Source organism: Oceanobacillus sp. HCA-5259 (genome assembly GCF_037892815.1).
Classification (GTDB): Bacteria; Bacillota; Bacilli; order Bacillales; family Amphibacillaceae; genus Oceanobacillus; species Oceanobacillus indicireducens.
In genome coordinates, this window is sequence record NZ_JBBKBV010000015.1 from 58,719 (window position 1) to 75,624 (window position 16,906).

Below are 16,906 nucleotides of genomic sequence, written 5' to 3' on the forward strand. Positions count from 1 at the left end.
ATAAAGGTTGATATAACAATGTTTTGACGTCACCTGCAAACTTGGAGTGGGAGTAGTAGAAGGAGAGCTGAAACCCCTTTGTTTATAAGGGTTTCGGCTCTTTACTCTATTTTCGTTGCATTGTTATTGCATTATTTGTTTTTAAACCTTTACGTAGGTAACGAGCAGTGAATTGATTCTTGGGTGAAGTATCTTCATTTTCTGTTGCTGTTTGGTAAGACATAATACCTTCTAATTTATAGGCTACTTCAAAGTTACTGTTTGGATACAAATGTCCGTAAGTGCCGAGTGTCGTTTCAATATCTTCATGCCCTAGGCGGTCTTTAATGATTAATGGGTTTTCGCCCATACTAATAAGCAAAGAAGCGTGAGAATGTCTTAAAGCATGTAATCTAATTCGATGAACCCCAGCTTTTTTTGAAAAACGTGTAATGGCATTCGCTAACGTATGCTTTTGTGTGGGGATACCATTATAGCTCATTACAAAATTGGTTTGAACGACAGATTGCTGCACGTCCTTCCATTCGCGGAGTAACGTTAATGTATCTCCATCTAATGCAATATGACGAACACTAGCCTTTGTTTTTGGTTCTACAAAAGAATAATTATCCAAATTCTTATAGTAAAGTGTTTTATCGATATATAACAGACCTTTGTCAAAGTCAATATCTTCCCATTGAACCGCAGTGGCTTCTCCAATTCGCATGCCTGTCATAAATAAAAACCACAATGAAATAAATAAAAAATGTTGATAATAATCTTCTTTATAGAAAAGAGAGATGACTTTTTCAAATTCCTCTTTTGTCCAAAAGTCTATTTTTGTCTTTGTTTTCTTCACATTACCTACAATTTTTGATGGATTATTTTCAGCTAACCCTAAAACAACAGCTCGATCCATTGCCATAGAAAACAACCCTTGAACATTTCTAATATAAGAAGAACGATACTTCTTTTTAGATAACGCTAATTGCAATTTTTGAACATGAATCGGGGTAATTTCTGTTGTGATTAAGTTATTAAAAAAAGTGAAATGTTTTCTTACAGTTGGTAATCGATTATCGTACGTTCTTCCTTTTACTTGTGTTTTATACCAAGGTAAGAAAATATCTTCAATAAAATGTTGGAATAAAACGTCATCTTGCTTTTCTTCTAATGCGTCTGACTTTGTAAGCAGTAACCTCGAATATTCTTCCCTTGCTTCTTTTTTTGTCTTAAAACCACTGCGGTACTTCTGAATTTGCTTGCCAGTGATGGGGTGATATCCTAAATTTGCCCTAAAATAATAAGTTCCGTTCTTTGCCTTTTTTACGATATCTTTAGTCATGATTTCACTCCTTACGCAATTAGTGCAAGAAGTACAAATCACACATCTAAAGTTATCCCTAATACTTCTTCAACAGCTTCTTTAGGAACACGATCTAACTTTTTAGATTGATAATACGCATGTCCTTTTGAAATCATTAGTTTTTTACATTCTCTAATGATATCAGCTGAAAAAGAGGGACCATAACCTAGTGCTATTAAGTCTTTTTTAGTGACTGTGACCATATGAACTCCTTTCCATAGACTAGGATATGCTATTTGATATCTGTCTATTATTATATCGCTTCTATAAAACTAATTCTAATATGTTGCGTGAATTTGGCTCTTGCACTAAAATAAAAAGGATTTAATGTCATAACTTGATAGTTACTTTAACCTATCTTGCTAAATTGAATATAAAAAATCAGACGGCTGCTGGTGCAGCTCCACGGGAATTTCACCCCTGCAAGTATTTCTTCCAGCCCTACTCATAGCTTGCGACGGTTCAAACGCTCGAACCATGACGATAGGGGAGTATCATTATCCTAACTAATGAGTTATCGCTAGCAATCCACCACGATTACATTAGATTCATAGATTATCGCTCGTTTCTAACGAAAGTCATGGCGTATGAATCAATTGGCTCATCATCAGTAGAACGTATCTGATTTTTTGCTTATACTGCACGGCGTAATCTTCCGTGCTTTCTTTGTCAAAGAACAAATATATGATGAATGAAAGGGAAAACCTAACCATTCTGTATTCAAATTTTGAAAGTTAAAACAGATTGCATAAGCTTCGCTCGTAAGCGTTCGCGTGTATCTTCGTCGATGCCCCAATAAGTGTTTCCTTGTTCATTACGGAGCTTACGCATGGATAGGCTTGTCATATAGCTTCCATAATGTAGAACAACTACTTTCATTGCTTCTAGCTCACCCTTATTTGCAGCTAAAATGATTGGATACGGCAAAAAGCCACGCTCATTGATTTCCGTATTAGTATTAATCATCCCATTCATCTGCATGCTCCTCCAAAAAACGTCTTGATGATTTCCCCTTTCATTACCTTCAACAAGTTTTTTTGTAAAATGCCAAAAATCAGAGAAAAAGTTTTTAAAAAACAATAACCCAACTGAATATTAACAGTTAGGTAGAATCATTTTTAATATTTAATATTAAGGACCAAAACAAGAAATACTTTAAATGTCAAACTCTATTTTATTACAATTCACATAAAAACTGATCGAACATAATAATGAATAATACAAAATAAAGTTTTTTAAATCGTGGTATTAATAGAACAATTTTTGAAAAAATCGATCAAAATATAATAAAAACCTGGTTATAGCTATTTTCAATTAATGCACTTACTATTGGCTATATTATTTAATATTTCTTAAGCCTTACGATAAACATTATTCTACTTGAACACCTTTAATTTGATACTATTTTCCGATTAACCAATTTCTTTAACCCCACCATTATACTTATAAATGATAATAATTTCTGATTTTTGGAAAGTGGATGATGACCTTCGTATATTTCCCGTCTTCTGAATGAATGGAAAGGTCATGTCCTAATTTAAGAGCCATTTCTTTTGCAAGGTAGAGACCTAAACCGGTAGATTTGGCATGACTTCTCCCAATAAATCCTGTAAATCCTTTTTCAAATACGCGGCTGATATCCTCTGGCTTAATTCCAATGCCTGTATCTTGAATCTGTAGCCGCTTTTCTTTTCGATCTTCCTCAAATTGTACGGAGATTTCCCCGCCTTCACCTGTATATTTTAAAGAATTTGAAAAAACTTGATCCATAATAAAACCAAGCCATTTACTGTCGGTATGGACAACCTGTTCAATATTGTTCATATGAAAACGAATTTGCTTGTTAATAAAAGATTTGGCATATTTCTTTACACTGTTTTTAGCAACTTGATCCAACACTACCTCGGAAATAAAATAATCTTTGGAAAAAGAATCAATGCGAGAATAATAAAGAGCCTGCTCCACGTAATTTTCGATTCTATCCAACTCATCTTCAAACTTGTCCACAAGGTATTCAACAGTTCTTCCATTACTGTTTTCCATAAGCAAGCGACCTGCCGCAATCGGAACCTTGACTTCATGAATCCAAGATGTAATAAAGTCTTGATGATCCATTTTTTCGTTATACAACTTTTGTAATTGATCGCCATGCACACTATTTACTTTTTTTAATAACTCAAGATATAACAATTGTTCATCGTTTCGCGGTTTAGGCAGAGTTGCGAGAAATTCTTCATGGTTACTTTCAATCAAATCATTTAATTCCCGATAAAATTCTCTATTGTAATAGTATTCGATGATTACGTATATAGCTACAATAAAAAAGATAACCATATTGATATAGACGATATTACTTACAGCGTTTCTGGAATCTGTGCTCACAATCATCATCAAAGAAACAAAGAACATAATGATCATGTTTAATATAAAGAAATTTCGTTTATCTTTTAAGTAATGAAAGAAATTCATTGAATTATATAACCTTGTCCTTTCTTAGTTGTAATAAAGTGTTCTTTTCCAAGCTCAACAAGTTTTTTACGCAGGCGAGCAATATTAACCGTCAATGTATTTTCGTCCACGAAATTTTCATTCTTCCAAAGGCTACGCATTATTTTCGTACGACTGACGATGATTCCTTTATTTTTCATAAGAATTTTTAAAATATGAAATTCTGTTTTCGTGAGTTCCGATTTTCGATCTCCATGTAAGACCTCTCCGTTTTCAAGATTTAATATAATTCCATCATGTTCCATTGTCTGAGACTGTGTTTCCATATAGGAATACGTTCTGCGGAGGAGTGCATTAATTTTTGCAATCAATACATCCATATGGAAAGGTTTTTGAATATAATCATCTCCTCCCATGTTCATCGACATCACTATATCCATTGGTGTATCACGGGAAGAGAGAAAGATCATAGGGACCTTTGAAATTTCTCTGATTTTACTACACCAGTAAAATCCGTCAAACGATGGCAAATTGATATCCATGATGACTAGGTGAGGATCATGATTAAGAAATACCTGCATGATTTGGTCAAAGTCTTCAATCTTAACGGTTTCAAAACCCCACTTTTCTAATGTTTCCCCTACCATATCACGAATGGTCAAATCATCTTCCACAATCATGATTTTCATTCCTCTTCCCTCCAAACAATCATCCTTCTGTAACATCATATTAATTGAATATCGACCAATATACAAAGAAAACATCGTGTTTAAAGATACTTTTTATCAATGTGACGAAAATGTAAGGTTACGAGATCAAGCTGTAAGTTTATATTAAGGCTTCCTATTGTACAATTAAATTGTAGAAAAACAGCTCTGAATGGAGGATTTATATATGAATATTGTAGTCGAAGCAAAACAAATAAAAAAAGTCTATGGTGCAAAGGGAAATGTATTTTCAGCTTTGGAGGATATAGACTTAACGGTCATGGAAGGTGAATTCGTCGGTATTATGGGACCCTCGGGTGCTGGTAAATCAACTTTACTAAATATATTGGCAACTATTGACGAGCCGACTACGGGTAACATCGTGGTTGACGGAATCAATTTGACAAAGATGAATGAAGAACAATTATCTGCCTTTCGCCGTGACAAACTTGGTTTCCTTTTCCAAGACTATAATTTATTAGATACTTTAACTGTGAAAGAAAATATTATCTTGCCGTTAGCCTTGGCAAAATTGAACATTAAAGAATTGGAACGAAGAGCAGATGAAGTGGCAGATAAATTTGGAATTCGCGACATTTTAAATAAGTACCCGTATCAAATTTCTGGTGGACAAAAGCAACGCACGGCAGCTTCGCGAGCGATTATTTCAAAGCCAAGCCTAATATTGGCAGATGAACCAACAGGTGCGTTGGATTCGAAATCAGCAACAGACTTGTTAGAAAGTTTAAAGGATCTAAATGAACAAGACAAGGCAACCATTTTAATGGTTACCCATGATGCTTATGCGGCAAGTTATTGTAATCGCGTCCTATTTATTAAAGACGGTAAAATCTTCACAGAACTTGTGAAAGGGAAAAGATCCCGCAAAGAATTTTTCAACAAGGTGTTGGATGTTCTATCCGCACTGGGGGGTGGAGCAAATGACATTATTTAGTTTAGCAAGGAAAAATATTAAAGGTAATTTCAATAATTATTTTGTCTATTTTGTTACGCTCGTATTCAGCATGGTTATTTATTATACGTTCACTTCCTTGCAATATAGCGAAAAAATTCAGGAAAGCATTGAATTGTCGGATACAATGAGTTTCATGTTTGGGGTATCATCAATTATCTTAATTTTATTCGTAGCAATCTTTATTTTATACTCCAATTCATTCTTCACAAGAAAAAGGAAGAAAGAAGTCGGATTGTACGCCATACTTGGTTTACGCAAGAAAACCATTGCAAAAATGTTATTTTATGAAAATTTGATTATGGGAATCATTGCAATAGTTATTGGAATTATTCTTGGAACCTTACTTTCCAAATTATTTGCAATGATTTTAATAAAACTTATGGGTTCAATTGCCGATGTGGACTTCGGTATTTCCATTCTAGCGATTACCCAAACAGTCATAGTCTTTATGGTCATTATTTTATTCACTTCTGTTCAAGGTTACCGTTTGATTTATCGTTTTACATTAATCGAATTATTCTATGATGAGAAAAAAGGAGAACAAATTCCAAAGGTTTCACTTATTTCGGCTGTTATCGGAGTTATATTGCTTGTCGTTAGTTACTGGCTGATATTAAAACCATTTCCTGACGAATTTACTACGGAATATTTAATGAAAAATTATGGTATTGCTTTTGTTGCTCTCGTCATTGGCACCCATTTATTTTTTCAATCTGTAACGGTCTATTTATTAAGATTATCACAAAAAAATAAGTCGCGTTATTACAGAGGAACTAGAATAATTGAAACATCTCGCTTACTGTTTCGTATTAGAGGGAATGCACGTACCTTTACAGTCATTGCATTGTTGAGTTCTGCAACGATCTGTTTCTTAGGTGCAACTTACAGTGGGTATTACAGCAACGAAAAAAGAGCTGAGGAAGTTGTTCCGTTCAGCTATTCGCATTTGTCAAAAGGTCCAGAATTTGATTCGCAGGTGGAGAGCATAATAAAAGCAGATCATCGACATCCAATAAAAGCCCAACTAGACATACCCGTCATTCAGGTAAAAGCAATACTCTCATTTCAACTGGATTATGACATAAATCCTGTGCAATTAATCTCAGAAAGTACATTTAATAAAGCAGCGAATGCTTTAAATAAGGATGAAACAGTCTCACTATCAAGAAATCAAGCAGCAGTAATCCAGCCAAGGTTTACTGAATATACGAAGTCGGTTTTTAAAGGAGAAAATATAACGATTCAATTGCCTCAAGGAAGCAGCAAACTGCCATTTGTTCATATGGTTGAAAGTAATGTGCTACCTTTCGATTATCCCGATTTCTTTCTCGTAGTCAGTAACGAAATGTTTGCTGAGATAGCCAAAAAAGAGGCTCCATTAACTTATAAAGTATATGAAGTGGAAAATGAAGTAACGGCACAAGCCACATCAAAGAAAGTAAATAAACTGGTTGGAAACGATTTTCAAGTTTCTTCATCATTTTATACTGAGTATAAGCAAGGTAAAGAAGGAAACGCAATTACTCTTTTTATTTTTGGATTTTTGGGGCTTGTATTTTTAGCGGCAAGTGGAAGTATCATTTATTTCAAACAGTTAACAGAAGCGAATGAGGCGAAAGGACACTATGAAATCCTTAGAAAAATCGGTGTCAATAAAAAAGATATACGTAAATCAATCAAAAGACAGTCATTATTTGTGTTCGGATTGCCACTAACCGTAGGAATATTGCATAGTTGTGTGACATTGTACTTTACTAGCAACTTTATTTCTAATCTAATTGGAATCAATCTTATCTTCCCTATTCTAATGGCTATAGTCTTCTTTGTTATCATCTATGCAGTCTATTATGTATTAACTGTTAATACGTACAATCGCATTGTAAACAAATAAGAGCGAAACATCTCTCGAATGTTCGGTTCGAGAGGTGTTTTGTCATGTATTCCTTTGTTAAAAAAATCCTCATTGCTCTAGAATCTAGACCGATTATATTATTGAAGTTCAATTTGAACATCCTTAAATCTTCTAACATCAAAAAATCGAATGATTGGAAATATGATAACTCCCATACAAAATGTATCGCCAATAGAAACACAATTAAGCCTGTACTATCAGAAATGATGCCATATTTTTTCATTAATTTATTTTGAACCATGTAATATTCTTTCTCAGTAATCAATTTACGGGTTAGCAGTTGTTTTAACATAGCAATTTGCATACTATAAGGAATCAAATTCTGTTTCAAAAAACACGCCCCCTTATAATTAATCAATTAAAAATCAGACGGCTGTTGGTACAGCTCCACGGGAATTTCACCCCTGCAAGTATTTCTTCCAGCCCTACTCATAGCTTGCGACGCTTTGAACGTTCGAACCATGACGGTAGAGGAGTATCATTATCCATACTGATGGGTTATCGCCAGCAATCCACCACGATTGTATTAGACTCATAGATAATCGCTCGTTTCTATCGAAAGTCATGGCGTATGAATCAAGTAGCTCATCATCAGTAGAACGTATCTGATTTTCGGTCTATACTGCACGGTGTTATCTTCCGTGCTTTCTTTGTCAAAGAACAATATATGTGAAAGGGAAAACTTAACCATGTAATCAAATCTTGAAAGCTAAAATGCTATGCATAAGCTTCGAACGTAAACGATCATGTGTGTCTACATCAATGCCCCAATACGTATTACCACGCTCATCATAAAGTTTACGCATAGACAAACTTGCCATATAGCTTCCATAATGCAAAATAACGTAATTCATCGCTTCTGGATCACCCTTATTTGCAGCTAAAATAATTGGATACGGTAATAAGCCACATTCGTTGTCTTTTGTGTTAGCATCAATCATCCCAGTCATCTGCATGTTCCTCCAAAAATCGCTTTAACCTTTTAAAAGAGCTTGTCCGTCTATACTGAACCGTACTACGAGGAATCTCTAGTAGTTCGGCTATTTCTACATCTGATTTATCAAAAAAATAGTATAGTAGGACTGTCTTACGCTTTTCTATTGGCAAAGTACGCAACGCTTCAGCGAGTAATTTCGGAGTTATTTTCTTTCCAACCACTTGAAAACTTTGTCCTTCTTCTCCTTCATATTGCTGATCTAAGGTATAGAGTTGATTTTCTTCTTGTGGTGTGAGATCAGAAAATGTCATCTCCTTTGCTTGTCGTTGTTGTCTTTCGTTGAAAATATTGATTGCTTCATTCTTCAATACACGTTTACAAAAAGCATTAAATGCACAGCGAACTTGCCACTCGGTACGATCTGGTTCTATCATGCATTTCCTCTCCCTTCGCAACTGCAAAGGTGGGTGATGATTTCCTCTTTCATAACCTTCAACAAGATTTTTTATGAAATGCCAAAAATAAGAGCAATATTTTAAAAAAATATTCATTAGATACAAAAAAGCCCAACTGAACATAAGTCAGGTGGGAGTAAAAATTTATACATATTATTAAATGGTTATTGCTTCAATGCTTTTATAGAACTTTAAGCCTTTTTGGTTATGTAACACGGTATCGAATTAGGATTAAAATAAACACGGTGATATCCTCTTAATACCGCGATTAAATTTCTATATAGTTTTTGTAGTCCAAACAATAAATTCATATCGTTTTTAGCTATATTAAAAGTTGTTATCCATTAATTCTGATTTTGTATTAGTTACAATTTTGTTTGTTGCTTTTTAACCAATTATATATTATCATTATCAATAATGAAACTATTTGTTGATATAAAAATAAAAGATAATTATTTTAACAATCCAAGTATAAAAGGAGGTATTTGGTTATAACTTTTAAAGGTAAGAGAGATAAGACTTTTCACATAGTTTTTATCTGTAGTATTATATCTTATAGTCTAATTGGTTTCATTTTAGGCTTTTTATTAAAAAAAGAACACTCTGATCTTGATGTTATATTATTTTTGCTTATATTCTCTTTACCGATATTGATTTTTATTTGGTGTATTTTTGATCTTAAGTACGTTCTTAAGAAAGACCTTATCTTTAAAAGCAGGGCTTTTTATAAAACGAATTCCATATAACAAAATACTTAATGTAAAGTTAGTTACATTTACAATTGAAGATTTTTTGGTTGGTTTCAGAATGCTGTCTGCTAAGGACGGAATAAAAATTATATATGCTGGTGGTTATGGAGAGATTAAAATATCACCTAAAGAGAAGTCTTTATTTATAAGAGAGTTAAAAAAGCGGATAGATAGCAGTGCAAAATAATATTGGAATAGTTTTGATGTGCATTATCAATAGAATTATATCCACCCTGATTATGAAACGTTGCCAATGATATAACAATAATGATGTAGCATGAAATTCAAAATATCAGAGTCCTGTAAATAGTTGCATTATAAATATAAGTTGTTAGATAAGAAAGCAATTTAGGGGTGAATATTCTGGATAAGTTGCCAATAGATAAAGTAATAACGGAATATGAAATAATTCCAACAGATATAAAATTACTTGGAGGTTTCGAAAACAATGTCCTTGAATGTATTGGGCAAGATAAGTCGATTGTTTTAAAATTTTATACTACTCAAAAATATTCAATTGAACGAATAAAAGCTGAATTAAATTGGATTCGACACTTACAAGGTGCTGATGTTATAGTAACCTCTCCTATACCTACAATTAATGGTGAATTAATTGTAACAGCTTGCAATATTTTTAATCAGAAGTATCATGTTGTGGCTTATGAAAAAGCAAAAGGAACTCCGGTTAATGATATGAATTCGAATGAATGGGATGATCATTTATTTTATATTTGGGGAAAAACGATGGGCAAAATGCATGTGGCAGCAAAAAGTTTTCAATTCTCTAATGATATTTTTAAAACATTACAATGGAATAAGGAAGATATAATTGTATCTCCCCCTGAACTAGGAAAGACAATACATTCGCAATGGAATAAATTTATAAGTCAGATGAAACAATTTCCAAAAGACCCTCATTCTTACGGTTTTATCCATCATGATTTGCACCAACAAAATTTCTATTTAGACCATAATGAGTTAGTTTTATTTGACTTCGGTGACGGGATATTTCATTGGTTTGCTAATGATATAGCAATATCGTTGTATCATGCGATCCAAAGTATACAAGCGAATGAGCAGAAAAAAAGAAAGGAATTTGCAATGACTTTTCTTTCTTCTTTTATTAGGGGATATATGAGAGCAAATCAATTAAATGAGAAATCATTGTTAAAGATACCATTTTTCATTAACTATCGACAAATTTATTCCTACGTTTATTTTATAAATTACTTAAGCGTGGAACAAAAAAAACAAGTTCAGGTTACTAACATGCTAAAAAAAATGAAGAACAATATTGAAAAGCATATTCCATATCTAAATATAAACGATAATGACATAAAATCACTTCTATAACGATTTGAGAAAGTGCAACGGTTCTTATAATTAAATCGTTATTTTTCTTTTTGATATAGCAATTTGGAATTGGGAAGTGTAAACTGAACTGTATAAGTGAGAGAGCATACAACTCTTGCTTCGCAGTTCAGTTTATACTCCCGGGCATATCCAAAACTGGGCCATGGTCAGGAACCAGCTGCTCCTTCATGATGAGCTTAAAGATAGAGTTTTAAAATTCATTGAGTATAGTGAACTTTCATACTTTATTTGACAAGCCCAGATTGTCTTGAAAACCGTTTGATTTAATTCCATAATTGATCCATCATGATTTACCCCATTACATCATAGTAATCATTCAGACTTTCATTGTTCAGCGTAGCTGTTCATTCGCTTCTAATAAACTCCTCATTTAACAATGAATACATATATAAATCATCGTATTTTCCCGTACCATATTCATATTGTCTCAATAATCCTTCCTTTACAAAATGAAAATTTTCTAATAATTTTAACGAGGCGATATTTTCAGGTTCAACTAACGCTTCAATCCTATTTATGTTCATGTCTTTAAACCCATATTGTAAAATATTTGCTAATGCTTCACTCATAAGACCTTTTCCCCAAAATTTTCGATGTAATTCATAACCAATTTCAGCGCGCATATTTGCTTTACTAATATTTAGAAAACCACAGCTTCCGATTATTTTAGGATCATCTTTTAAAGAAATGCCCCACCTTATTCCAGTTTGTTCTTTAAATATATTTTCATACCATTTAATTTCTTTTTTTGTCTCTTGTATCGATTCATATGGGTGTATACCCATGTACCTCCTTACACATTCGTCTGATAAATAAGTATGCATGTCGACAGCATCTGAGGCATTAGCTTGCTTTAATATTAATCTTTCAGTATTGATAATAGGAATTAATTCTGGAAATTGTAACTTATTTTTAGTCATCGTATCCTCCATTTGATTTAAATTATAAAGAAAAATCACTATTCCGTGTCGACTTATTTAACATGTTAATAATTAGTCTCGATCCACTCCTCTGCCGGGATTACATATGACCTTATCCAAAAACCATTGATAATCTTAATAATTATAAGGAATAATTGTAAGTGCAACCGTTCTTGCAATTGAATCCTTATTTTTTTCTTTTTGATGATACGTATATAGAAGTTTGGAAAGATCGTCTTGAAAACTGATAAATTCTTCATCCGTTAGGTTTAATTCCATGATTGAAAAAGTGGAAAGGTCTTTATTAATATTTTCTGATTTTAAAAAATCTAAGTAACTTTGATATTGTTGTAAGATAAATAATTGATAGTAAGAAATAAAGTCGATTTTATCTTCATCTTTTGCATTATCCCAATCTTCTTCCTCAATTTTAATGGCATTTTCATTTAAGGCATAGTAGTTTTCCATTACTGATCGCACTTTTTCTTGTCGTATAACAAAAATTACATTTGAATCCTGCATATGTTGAATATGTCTATATAAAGTTGCTTGAGAAACATCTTTAAGCTTTTTGGCAATTTCTAAAGTTGTCATCCCTTCATCTTTCTTATCCATTAATGCTAATGCAATTTTCATTCTAATCGGGTGTATAAGTACTTCCATTTTTCTCATTAGTAGTGCTCCTTTACTTATGGCTTCAAACCAATTATATATAATAATTAAATTTCCACAAATCAACTTGCTTTTCACTCCATTATACATTATCATTATCAATAATGAAACTGAATTTAATTATGAGTAATTATTTTTAAAACAAAGGAGAATAATAATGAATTTTGATCAGTTGTATGAAGTTGATTGGCATGCAGTTTTGCCGATACTCATTCCGATCTTATTAGTAAATGTTATATTAATGTTTATTGCTTTTCTTGATATGTACATTTACAGAGAGAGTCGAGACAAGAAACTTTTTTGGATCATTGTCATTTTGCTTTTTAATACATTTGGATCTGTACTATATTTAGTTATTGGTAGAAAGAAAGGGTGATAATCAATGGAATTAGTTATGCAAAAAGTAAATAAAGCATTCAAGGAAAAGAAAGTAATCAATAATTTTTCATTACATATTCATTCTGGTGAATGCGTTGGTTTAATTGGTCCCAATGGAGCTGGAAAATCAACAATCATGAAAATGATTACGGGAATACTTCAACAGGATTCAGGAATGATCAAACTGGATAATAAAGAAATGACTAAAATGAAAAAGGCGGTAGGATACTTACCTCAATACCCAACATTTTATGAATGGATGAGAGTAAAAGAATCACTAATATTTATGGGGCAGTTATTTGAAATACCTGATAAAACATTACAACAACGAATAAAAGAATTGTTGCATACGGTAGGTCTAGAGAATAATGAGGAAGATCGCATTGTAACACTCTCAGGTGGTATGAAGCAGCGTCTTGGAATTGCGCAGGCTCTTCTTCATAAACCGACCTTTGTTATATTAGATGAACCTGTTTCAGCATTAGATCCAGTTGGTAGACGTGAAATCATTCAATTAATTCAACAAATTAAAAACAATACAACCGTATTACTATCTACACATATTTTGAGTGATGCAGAAGAAATATGTGATCGCTTTGTTATTTTGAAAGATGGAGAATTAGTCGCTGACACAAATAATGAAGACATTTTTGGAAGTAGATTTCAAAATACATTAAGTATTGAATTGGTTAATGAAGACATTTATATAGAAGAACTATTAAACAAACAAACTTATGTAAAAAATATTAAAAAGCAGCATGATCGATATTTGATAGAAGTGACTGATATAGATAAAAACAAATTTGATGTAATGAAAATAATCAACGAGAAGCGAATTAACTACAAAAAAATAGAAATATACAGAGAAAATTTAGAAGATATATTCTTAAATTTGGTGGTGAAAAAATGAAACAATATAAGGTCCTATTAAAAAAAGAATGGAAACAGTTTTTGATGGAGTGGAAAATAATATGGTTCCCTATTGTATTTATTTTACTAGGGCTTATGCAGCCTGTTGTTACTTATTATATGCCACTTTTACTGGAGACTTTTGGGGGAAGTGAAGGAATTACAATAGATCCGTTAGTGATGAAACAGACAAGTGGCGAAGTTTTAGCTAGTACGATCGGTTCCCAATTTGATCAGTTAGGTGTAATGGTTATTGTTATTAGCATTATGGGAATGATACAGATGGACAGGAAGGATGGAATGTTAGATATTATTTTGACCAAGCCTGTCAGCCTAATATCTTACGTATTATCTAAATACTCTTCTCATTTATTATTAGTTCTTTTCTCTATTAGCGTTGGTTATTTGATTTCGTATGGTTACACTGTTTTTTTATTTGACCCAATTCCAATTCAAAATGTGTTACTTGGATTTGCCTACTATTCCTTTTGGATTGCATTTATAGTTGCTTTAGTTTTATTAATGAGTGCCGTATTTAAACAAACAGCTATTCTTGCCATTAGCTCTATTGGTATTTTGTTTATGATTCATATGATGAAGGGCTGGAATCGTATACTTGATCTTTTGTTGCCATCTACAATATCTGCTGAAGCAATGAATCAAATTATTACAGGTCAAGGTTCAGAAATATTTATTCATATAGTAGTTACTGTTCTTTGGTCAATCATTCTAATTTATTTAACGGTTCAAAAATTAAGTATTAGAAAAGAATAGAGAATGGAGGAGATATTTATGTTACAAGTTGTATCACTTATAAAATCATTTGATGGAAAGCCTGTTTTAAAAGGAATTAATTTACATGTGAAAGAGAATGATATATTAGCATTTGTAGGTGGAAACGGAGCTGGTAAAAGTACCACATTAAATATTATTACTGGGATCATAGAGGAAGATAATGGAATAATACAAATAAACGGAATAAATAAAAGTTCAAGCGTTGATTATAAAAAACAATTTTTTTATATACCAGATACGATTCAAGTGTTCAACCATGTAACTGCAAGAAATTGGTTATTATTTTTAATGCGAATCTATGAATGCAATAAAATAGATGTATTAAACAAATATATACAGGAATTTGATTTAGAGCATGATTTAGATAAACAAGTTGGTTCCTATTCCTATGGTATGTTGCATAAATTGGCTTTAATAGCGGCTTTTACAATACATCCTAAAATCATTATTATGGATGAACCGATGAATGGACTTGATCCACATGCAATGGTTACATTTAAAGAATCATTAAATAACTATGTCCAAAATGGTGGAACAGCTATTTTTTCGACTCATCTATTAGATATTGCTGAGAAAATCTGTACTAAAATTGCTATATTAAAAGATGGAAAAATAGTTCTCCAAGATGATATGGATAGTGCAACTAAAACTGGCTCTTTAGAAAGTATTTTTATGGAGAATCAATATGATGAATATTGAATTAATTCAATTATTTATGAATGATTATTATAAATTACCAAGGCAAAAGAGCATCCGTGTTGTCTTAACTATTGCAATTGTTTATTTTTTTATGCAACTATTTGTAGTAAATGGTTACATATTTTTGAGACATGATGTGAGTACATTAATCATTTTAAATATTTTACTTGTATTCATTTTAAGTGGACTAACAACGCTTTATTTCTCATATGCATTGTTATTGTCTAATGAAGAATATGAAAAGTTAATTTATCTTCCAATAAGTGAACAAGATATTATGAGGTCGAAAATAATAAGTAGCATGCTTTTACCATTAACATTTTCGCTCGCTCCTCAATGGATAACCGTACTATTCATGATCATGAAGTTTGAATGGATGATTTTATTAAAATATCTTTTATTTATTCCATTATTTGTTTTGTTAATTATATTGATCCATTACGTACCAATGTCTATTTTATATTTAATCAGAAAGTATTTTAAAAGTCATGCCCATTTTTTAATTGTAAACAGTCTGGTTATTCTATGCTTATGGGGAGGGGCGATCTATTCATTTGTTTCCTTCGTTAATTTAAAAGAAATTCATTTTAACGTACATGGTATGAGTGCCTTACAATTCGTGGATGAGTTAATTTTATTTATACACCATGTGATATCATCTTTACCAATAATGACATCGTTGCTTGGAAACAATGAAGCCGTAAAATATATCATCTTATTATTGTTACTATCTTTTACTAATTTCTTTATGTTTACAGTAGCAAGTTATAATATAGCAAAAAGATATAAGATTAATTCACAATTAGATTCCAAACCTTTGGCTATTAATCAAAAGAGGATGCTATTCTCAAAAAGTGACCTGTTATTTTATATGCAAAGAGAAAATTTAATCATTCAATCTTATGCCTACTTTAGAGTACAAATGTTGATAACAGTCATAATGCCAATTATTATTGGGTTCATTGTTCTTTTATTTAAAGAAAATATTTTTAACCTATTAGATATTTCTTTTTTAAAAGCAAACTTTTTCATTGTATATTCTTATGTTGTATTTCTTATGTGCATCTTTAATAATCAAATAGGAACAGTCTATTCTAAAGAGGGAAAATTGTACGCTACACAAAAATATATGCCTTTAAATGAATCTTTATTAAATACAGCCAAAGTGATTTATATAACAATTATGAATATCATCAGTATTGTTATTAGCTTTGTTGTTTACTTTGTGATGGAAGGATTTACTGTTAACAGTATACTTATGCTCATTTTTTTGATTATTTTATGTTTGTTAAATAATCTATTAGCACCATTATTTGATAAGAAAAAGCCAATGGTAGATTGGGAAAAGGCATCTGATGCGATTAAATCGAATTTCAATGTTGTAATAGGGATGGTTACTTCCATACCAGTTGTTAGTTTATTTCTCATCATTCATGCAATTGGGTTGATGATGAATATAAGTCAAATTCTTTTACTTTCAGTTCTAGCAGTTTTAGCCATTGTTTTAGTAATTTTTCTTAGAAAAAAAATATATGCAAATACTTAATACGCCTACAATTAAAAAGTTGACTGCTCTGAATGTCACCTAAGGTGCAGTGCAAATACAAGGTATATCATTAAAGTTATCTTG

At 31.9% G+C, this 16,906-nt stretch carries 19 protein-coding genes; 9 read left to right on the forward strand and 10 right to left on the reverse strand.

What is annotated here, in order from left to right:
• Nucleotides 1–106: 106 nt before the first annotated feature.
• The 5 genes from WKU33_RS10275 to WKU33_RS10295 form a co-directional block, all read right to left on the reverse strand.
• A complete protein-coding gene (locus WKU33_RS10275; protein ID WP_336252576.1) occupies nucleotides 107–1,324 on the reverse strand; it encodes a tyrosine-type recombinase/integrase in 1,218 nt (405 codons plus the stop codon).
• Nucleotides 1,325–1,362: 38 nt separating this feature from the next.
• Entirely contained in the window at nucleotides 1,363–1,548 is a 186-nt protein-coding gene (locus WKU33_RS10280; protein ID WP_017795842.1) for a DUF3173 domain-containing protein, read from the reverse strand.
• 517 nt (nucleotides 1,549–2,065) lie between these two features.
• Nucleotides 2,066–2,320 (reverse strand): helix-turn-helix domain-containing protein, encoded by a 255-nt coding sequence (locus WKU33_RS10285; protein WP_336252577.1) that lies wholly within the window; start codon nucleotides 2,318–2,320, stop codon nucleotides 2,066–2,068.
• 468 nt (nucleotides 2,321–2,788) lie between these two features.
• Entirely contained in the window at nucleotides 2,789–3,814 is a 1,026-nt protein-coding gene (locus tag WKU33_RS10290) for a sensor histidine kinase (RefSeq protein ID WP_340454441.1), read from the reverse strand.
• Nucleotides 3,811–4,482 carry a response regulator transcription factor gene (locus WKU33_RS10295; protein WP_340454443.1) on the reverse strand — a complete coding sequence of 224 codons (672 nt, stop codon included), beginning with the start codon at nucleotides 4,480–4,482 and terminating at the stop codon, nucleotides 3,811–3,813. The genes WKU33_RS10290 and WKU33_RS10295 overlap by 4 nt, the downstream gene beginning before the upstream one ends.
• 205 nt (nucleotides 4,483–4,687) lie before the next feature.
• Between WKU33_RS10295 and drcA the strand changes: the two genes are divergently transcribed.
• Entirely contained in the window at nucleotides 4,688–5,455 is a 768-nt protein-coding gene (drcA, locus tag WKU33_RS10300) for a daptomycin efflux ABC transporter ATP-binding protein drcA (RefSeq protein ID WP_336253561.1), read from the forward strand.
• Nucleotides 5,442–7,367 (forward strand): daptomycin efflux ABC transporter permease drcB, encoded by a 1,926-nt coding sequence (gene drcB / locus WKU33_RS10305; protein WP_340454447.1) that lies wholly within the window; start codon nucleotides 5,442–5,444, stop codon nucleotides 7,365–7,367. Before drcA ends, drcB begins: the two co-directional genes overlap by 14 nt.
• Here the strand turns inward: drcB and WKU33_RS19095 are convergent.
• The 3 genes from WKU33_RS19095 to WKU33_RS10320 all read right to left on the reverse strand — a co-directional run bounded on the left by WKU33_RS19095 (nucleotide 7,336) and on the right by WKU33_RS10320 (nucleotide 8,759).
• Entirely contained in the window at nucleotides 7,336–7,746 is a 411-nt protein-coding gene (locus WKU33_RS19095; protein ID WP_445321696.1) for an SHOCT domain-containing protein, read from the reverse strand. The two genes, drcB and WKU33_RS19095, sit on opposite strands and share 32 nt — an antisense overlap.
• A gap of 337 nt (nucleotides 7,747–8,083) precedes the next feature.
• Complete coding sequence (locus tag WKU33_RS10315) at nucleotides 8,084–8,338, reverse strand: helix-turn-helix domain-containing protein (RefSeq protein ID WP_336253398.1); 255 nt, start codon at nucleotides 8,336–8,338, stop codon at nucleotides 8,084–8,086.
• A complete protein-coding gene (locus WKU33_RS10320) occupies nucleotides 8,322–8,759 on the reverse strand; it encodes an RNA polymerase sigma factor (RefSeq protein ID WP_149472855.1) in 438 nt (145 codons plus the stop codon). The genes WKU33_RS10315 and WKU33_RS10320 overlap by 17 nt, the downstream gene beginning before the upstream one ends.
• A gap of 693 nt (nucleotides 8,760–9,452) precedes the next feature.
• On the opposite strand from WKU33_RS10320, the gene WKU33_RS10325 reads away from it, so the two are divergent.
• Complete coding sequence (locus WKU33_RS10325; RefSeq protein WP_199419873.1) at nucleotides 9,453–9,716, forward strand: PH domain-containing protein; 264 nt, start codon at nucleotides 9,453–9,455, stop codon at nucleotides 9,714–9,716.
• Nucleotides 9,717–9,901: 185 nt separating this feature from the next.
• The gene (locus tag WKU33_RS10330) at nucleotides 9,902–10,882 is read left to right on the forward strand and encodes a phosphotransferase enzyme family protein (protein WP_336253397.1); all 981 of its coding nucleotides are present in this window, start codon (nucleotides 9,902–9,904) and stop codon (nucleotides 10,880–10,882) included.
• A gap of 365 nt (nucleotides 10,883–11,247) precedes the next feature.
• Here WKU33_RS10330 and WKU33_RS10335 read toward each other — a convergent pair whose 3' ends face one another.
• Both WKU33_RS10335 and WKU33_RS10340 read right to left on the reverse strand, forming a co-directional pair.
• Nucleotides 11,248–11,823, reverse strand: coding sequence for a GNAT family N-acetyltransferase (locus WKU33_RS10335; RefSeq protein ID WP_199419875.1), 576 nt, complete (start codon nucleotides 11,821–11,823; stop codon nucleotides 11,248–11,250).
• A gap of 135 nt (nucleotides 11,824–11,958) precedes the next feature.
• Nucleotides 11,959–12,495, reverse strand: a complete 537-nt coding sequence (locus tag WKU33_RS10340) for a helix-turn-helix domain-containing protein (RefSeq protein ID WP_233406722.1) — start codon at nucleotides 12,493–12,495, stop codon at nucleotides 11,959–11,961.
• A 157-nt stretch (nucleotides 12,496–12,652) separates the two neighbouring features.
• Here WKU33_RS10340 and WKU33_RS10345 point away from each other — a divergent pair, with 157 nt between their 5' ends.
• The 5 genes from WKU33_RS10345 to WKU33_RS10365 are packed head-to-tail and all read left to right on the forward strand — an operon-like array spanning nucleotide 12,653 to nucleotide 16,822.
• The gene (locus WKU33_RS10345) at nucleotides 12,653–12,871 is read left to right on the forward strand and encodes a PLD nuclease N-terminal domain-containing protein (RefSeq protein ID WP_336253396.1); all 219 of its coding nucleotides are present in this window, start codon (nucleotides 12,653–12,655) and stop codon (nucleotides 12,869–12,871) included.
• Nucleotides 12,872–12,877: 6 nt separating this feature from the next.
• Nucleotides 12,878–13,783, forward strand: a complete 906-nt coding sequence (locus WKU33_RS10350) for an ABC transporter ATP-binding protein (RefSeq protein ID WP_336253395.1) — start codon at nucleotides 12,878–12,880, stop codon at nucleotides 13,781–13,783.
• A complete protein-coding gene (locus WKU33_RS10355) occupies nucleotides 13,780–14,556 on the forward strand; it encodes an ABC transporter permease (RefSeq protein ID WP_336253394.1) in 777 nt (258 codons plus the stop codon). Before WKU33_RS10350 ends, WKU33_RS10355 begins: the two co-directional genes overlap by 4 nt.
• Nucleotides 14,557–14,574: 18 nt before the next feature.
• Nucleotides 14,575–15,276, forward strand: coding sequence for an ABC transporter ATP-binding protein (locus WKU33_RS10360; protein ID WP_336253393.1), 702 nt, complete (start codon nucleotides 14,575–14,577; stop codon nucleotides 15,274–15,276).
• Nucleotides 15,266–16,822 carry a hypothetical protein gene (locus WKU33_RS10365; RefSeq protein ID WP_336253392.1) on the forward strand — a complete coding sequence of 519 codons (1,557 nt, stop codon included), beginning with the start codon at nucleotides 15,266–15,268 and terminating at the stop codon, nucleotides 16,820–16,822. Before WKU33_RS10360 ends, WKU33_RS10365 begins: the two co-directional genes overlap by 11 nt.
• Nucleotides 16,823–16,906: the final 84 nt, after the last annotated feature.

Excerpts from the sequence above, each read along its gene's own strand:
- WKU33_RS10320 (WP_149472855.1), bottom strand. The coding sequence starts at position 8,759 with ATGATAGAACCAGATCGTACCGAGTGGCAAGTTCGCTGTGCATTTAAT.
- WKU33_RS10275 (WP_336252576.1), bottom strand. The coding sequence starts at position 1,324 with ATGACTAAAGATATCGTAAAAAAGGCAAAGAACGGAACTTATTATTTT.
- WKU33_RS10335 (WP_199419875.1), bottom strand. The coding sequence starts at position 11,823 with ATGACTAAAAATAAGTTACAATTTCCAGAATTAATTCCTATTATCAAT.
- drcB (WP_340454447.1), top strand. The coding sequence starts at position 5,442 with ATGACATTATTTAGTTTAGCAAGGAAAAATATTAAAGGTAATTTCAAT.
- WKU33_RS10365 (WP_336253392.1), top strand. The coding sequence starts at position 15,266 with ATGAATATTGAATTAATTCAATTATTTATGAATGATTATTATAAATTA.
- drcA (WP_336253561.1), top strand. The coding sequence starts at position 4,688 with ATGAATATTGTAGTCGAAGCAAAACAAATAAAAAAAGTCTATGGTGCA.
- WKU33_RS10340 (WP_233406722.1), bottom strand. The coding sequence starts at position 12,495 with ATGAGAAAAATGGAAGTACTTATACACCCGATTAGAATGAAAATTGCA.
- WKU33_RS10285 (WP_336252577.1), bottom strand. The coding sequence starts at position 2,320 with ATGAATGGGATGATTAATACTAATACGGAAATCAATGAGCGTGGCTTT.
- WKU33_RS10280 (WP_017795842.1), bottom strand. The coding sequence starts at position 1,548 with ATGGTCACAGTCACTAAAAAAGACTTAATAGCACTAGGTTATGGTCCC.
- WKU33_RS10295 (WP_340454443.1), bottom strand. The coding sequence starts at position 4,482 with ATGAAAATCATGATTGTGGAAGATGATTTGACCATTCGTGATATGGTA.
- WKU33_RS10350 (WP_336253395.1), top strand. The coding sequence starts at position 12,878 with ATGGAATTAGTTATGCAAAAAGTAAATAAAGCATTCAAGGAAAAGAAA.
- WKU33_RS10290 (WP_340454441.1), bottom strand. The coding sequence starts at position 3,814 with ATGAATTTCTTTCATTACTTAAAAGATAAACGAAATTTCTTTATATTA.
- WKU33_RS10355 (WP_336253394.1), top strand. The coding sequence starts at position 13,780 with ATGAAACAATATAAGGTCCTATTAAAAAAAGAATGGAAACAGTTTTTG.
- WKU33_RS10345 (WP_336253396.1), top strand. The coding sequence starts at position 12,653 with ATGAATTTTGATCAGTTGTATGAAGTTGATTGGCATGCAGTTTTGCCG.
- WKU33_RS10360 (WP_336253393.1), top strand. The coding sequence starts at position 14,575 with ATGTTACAAGTTGTATCACTTATAAAATCATTTGATGGAAAGCCTGTT.
- WKU33_RS10315 (WP_336253398.1), bottom strand. The coding sequence starts at position 8,338 with ATGACTGGGATGATTGATGCTAACACAAAAGACAACGAATGTGGCTTA.